This is a genomic window from Serratia sp. (in: enterobacteria) (genome assembly GCF_046715635.1).
Classification (GTDB): Bacteria; Pseudomonadota; Gammaproteobacteria; order Enterobacterales; family Enterobacteriaceae; genus Chania.
Genome location: NZ_JBKJYW010000131.1, coordinates 1 through 3213, shown reverse-complemented (window position 1 = coordinate 3213; position 3213 = coordinate 1). Strand labels below are relative to the sequence as shown.

Sequence of the window (3213 nt, the reverse complement as noted above, 5' to 3'; positions counted from 1 at the left end):
TAATCCACCATCATTTCCTGCGTTTGGCCGTGCAGATCCTGGTAGCGGATAAACACTTTGTCGCCTTCGCGCTGCATAATGTCTACTTTGACATCCGGGTCGAGATAGAACTCTTCGCCCAATGTTCTAGCGGCATATTCCCGCACTACGCTGTCGGTCAGCGGGCCAACTGCGCCGCCAACGCCGAACACTTTGGTGGCAACGCCAAGGCGATGTAGCGCCTGGCCCAGTTCCAATCCGATAACCCCTGGGCCAAATACCGCGACGGACTGGGGCAAATCATCCCAGTTAAACACATCGTCATTGACGATCAGGCGGTCGCCCAGATCGTTCCACGGTGCAGGCCAGCTAGGGCGGGAACCGGTGGCGATCACGATACGCTGTGCGACGATGCGTGTATGCTCGCCAACCTGCAAGGTGTTGTCGTCAATGAAGCGGGCATAGCCCTGAATTTTATCTGCGGCCGGGATGCTATCGACCCCTTCCAGTACAAAACCGACAAAGCGATCGCGCTCGCGCTTGACGCGATCCATCACTTCACGGCCATTAATAGTGGTTTTTCCCGCCGGGTGAACGCCAAAGCCTGGAGCCCGTTCGATCTGATGCACCGCTTCTGCCGCAGCAATCAGTAATTTGGAAGGCATACAGCCAACGCGGGCACAGGTGGTGCCAAAAGGTCCGCCCTCAATCATCACCACGCTAGGGGTAGATAGTTTTGCTGCGCGGTAAGCGCCTAGTCCGGCAGTACCCCCGCCAATAACGGCGACGTCGACATTCAACAGTTTCATATCCGCTCCTGAAGGAAATAAAAAAAGGGCGGGTCAGCACCCGCCAAAAGTCACATTACTTCTATTCCGTTGGTTTTTCAGGCGACAGATTGTTGAACCGTGCCTGAGATCCATCGGGTTTATTTTTTATCATTCAGGCTGACAGGAAGTTTTCCAGGTCGTCGCTACCACCGATGTGGCGACCACCGATAAACACCTGTGGCACGGTAGCGCGGCCGCTGACTGCGCGCAGGCTGACAGTGGTAGCGTCTTGACCCAATACGATCTCTTCATATTGGACCCCGCGCTCTTGCAGCATTTGTTTGGCTTTGGCGCAGAACGGGCAGCCCGGCTTGGTGAACAGGGAGACCGATTCCTGCACTTTGAATTCCGGAGCCAGGTACTTCAGCATGGTGTCGGCGTCAGAGACTTCAAACGGGTCGCCCGGCTTGTTTGGCTCGACGAACATTTTTTCTACCACGCCGTTACGCACCAGCATGGAGTAGCGCCATGAACGCGGGCCAAAGCCCAGATCGGCTTTCTCAACCAGCATGTTCATGCCTTTGGTGAACTCACCGTTGCCGTCTGGGATGAAGGTAATGTTTTCAGCGTGTTGGTCGGCTTTCCAGGCGTTCATCACAAAGGTGTCGTTCACCGAGACGCACAGGATGCTGTCAACGCCGTGTTGCTTGAACACGCTGGACAGTTCGTTATAGCGCGGCAAGTGGCTGGATGAGCAGGTTGGGGTGAACGCACCCGGCAAGGAGAACAGGATCACGGTTTTGTCTTTGAACAGGTCATCCGTGGTGACGTCGATCCATTGATCGCCCTGGCGAGTATGGAAGGTAACCTGAGGGACTTTTTTGCCTTCTTGACTGGTAAACATGAATTAACCCCTTAATTAGAAAAATGAATTTTTTTATGTTGGCGCCGTTACGCTTTGTTGGGGGACATTATTCACTGCGGGGCTTGATAGTTCTAATCACTCGTTGCTATCTTATCTATCGCCATGAGCTATCATGGCCAGGAGGGAAACAACAATGAATATTCGTGATTTAGAGTATCTGGTCGCCTTGGCCGAGCACCGCCATTTCCGGCGCGCTGCCGACTCATGCCATGTCAGCCAACCTACATTGAGTGGGCAGATCCGCAAACTGGAAGACGAGTTGGGCGTGATGCTGCTCGAACGGACCAGCCGTAAGGTGCTTTTCACACAGGCAGGCTTACTGCTGGTGGAGCAGGCGCGCACCGTGCTTCGCGAAGTCAAAGTCTTGAAGGAAATGGCCAGCCAGCAAGGGGAAGCGATGTCCGGGCCGTTGCATATCGGCCTGATCCCTACCGTGGGGCCTTACCTGCTGCCGCAGATTATCCCGACGCTGCATAAATCCTTTCCCAAGTTGGAAATGTATCTGCACGAGGCACAGACCCATCAACTGCTGGCGCAACTGGACAGCGGCAAGTTGGACTGCGCTATTCTGGCCCTGGTAAAAGAGACCGAAGCCTTTATCGAAGTGCCGTTGTTTGATGAGCCGATGCAATTGGCGGTCTATTCCGACCATCCGTGGGCACAGCGCGAACGCGTGGCGATGGCCGATTTGGCGGGCGAAAAACTGCTGATGCTGGAAGATGGCCACTGTTTACGCGATCAGGCGCTGGGCTTTTGCTTCCAGGCCGGTGCGGATGAGGATACCCACTTCCGTGCGACCAGTTTGGAAACGCTGCGTAATATGGTTGCCGCAGGCAGTGGGATTACTCTGTTACCCGCCTTGGCGGTGCCGCGTGAGCGCGAGCGCGACGGTGTCTGCTATCTGGAGTGCTACAAACCGGAACCGAAGCGCACCATCGCTCTGGTGTATCGCCCCGGTTCCCCGTTGCGTAGCCGTTACGAGCAACTGGCCGAGGCAATTCGCGAACATATGCAGAATTACCTGGGCACGGTGTTAGAACAGGCGGTTTAAACCGTTTAATGCTGCAACACGATAAGCTTCGGCCATGGTCGGATAGTTGAAGGTAGTATTTACGAAGTATTCGATCGTATTACCTTCACCTTTCTGTTCCATGATCGCCTGGCCAATGTGAATGATCTCTGCCGCGCGCTCACCAAAACAGTGGATCCCAAGGATCTGCAGCGTTTCGCGGTGGAACAGGATCTTCAGGCTGCCAACGCTCATCCCGGCAATTTGCGCACGAGCCAGGTGCTTGAACTGTGCTCGGCCCACTTCGTACGGCACTTTCATAGCCGTCAGTTCCTGCTCGGTTTTACCAACCGAACTGATCTCCGGAATGGTGTAAATACCCGTTGGAATGTCTTCGACCAAATGCCCGCTGGCTTCCCCAGAGGAAATGGCCTGAGCAGCGATGCGCCCCTGATCGTAAGCGGCTGAAGCCAGGCTTGGGTAGCCGATTACATCACCGACAGCGTAAATATGGGCCACGGCAGTCTGGT

The 3213-nt window shown here is 55.0% G+C and carries 3 protein-coding genes and 1 pseudogene; 1 reads left to right on the top strand and 3 read right to left on the bottom strand.

Annotation, left to right across the window (positions count from 1 at the left end; genetic code table 11):
* Together ACLQ7H_RS06445 and ACLQ7H_RS06440 are read right to left on the bottom strand one after the other, a co-directional pair.
* Positions 1-788 (bottom strand): FAD-dependent oxidoreductase (locus ACLQ7H_RS06445; RefSeq protein WP_411751956.1); only part of this gene is annotated, 788 nt, incomplete at its 3' end.
* A 133-nt stretch (positions 789-921) separates the two neighbouring features.
* A complete protein-coding gene (locus ACLQ7H_RS06440; protein ID WP_411751955.1) occupies positions 922-1653 on the bottom strand; it encodes a glutathione peroxidase in 732 nt (243 codons plus the stop codon).
* A 154-nt stretch (positions 1654-1807) separates the two neighbouring features.
* Between ACLQ7H_RS06440 and oxyR the strand changes: the two genes are divergently transcribed.
* Complete coding sequence (gene oxyR / locus ACLQ7H_RS06435) at positions 1808-2725, top strand: DNA-binding transcriptional regulator OxyR (RefSeq protein WP_411751954.1); 918 nt, start codon at positions 1808-1810, stop codon at positions 2723-2725.
* Here oxyR and ACLQ7H_RS06430 read toward each other — a convergent pair.
* Positions 2708-3213, bottom strand: a pseudogene (locus ACLQ7H_RS06430) (NAD(P)(+) transhydrogenase); the annotation flags it as partial. The gene oxyR and the pseudogene ACLQ7H_RS06430 overlap by 18 nt on opposite strands.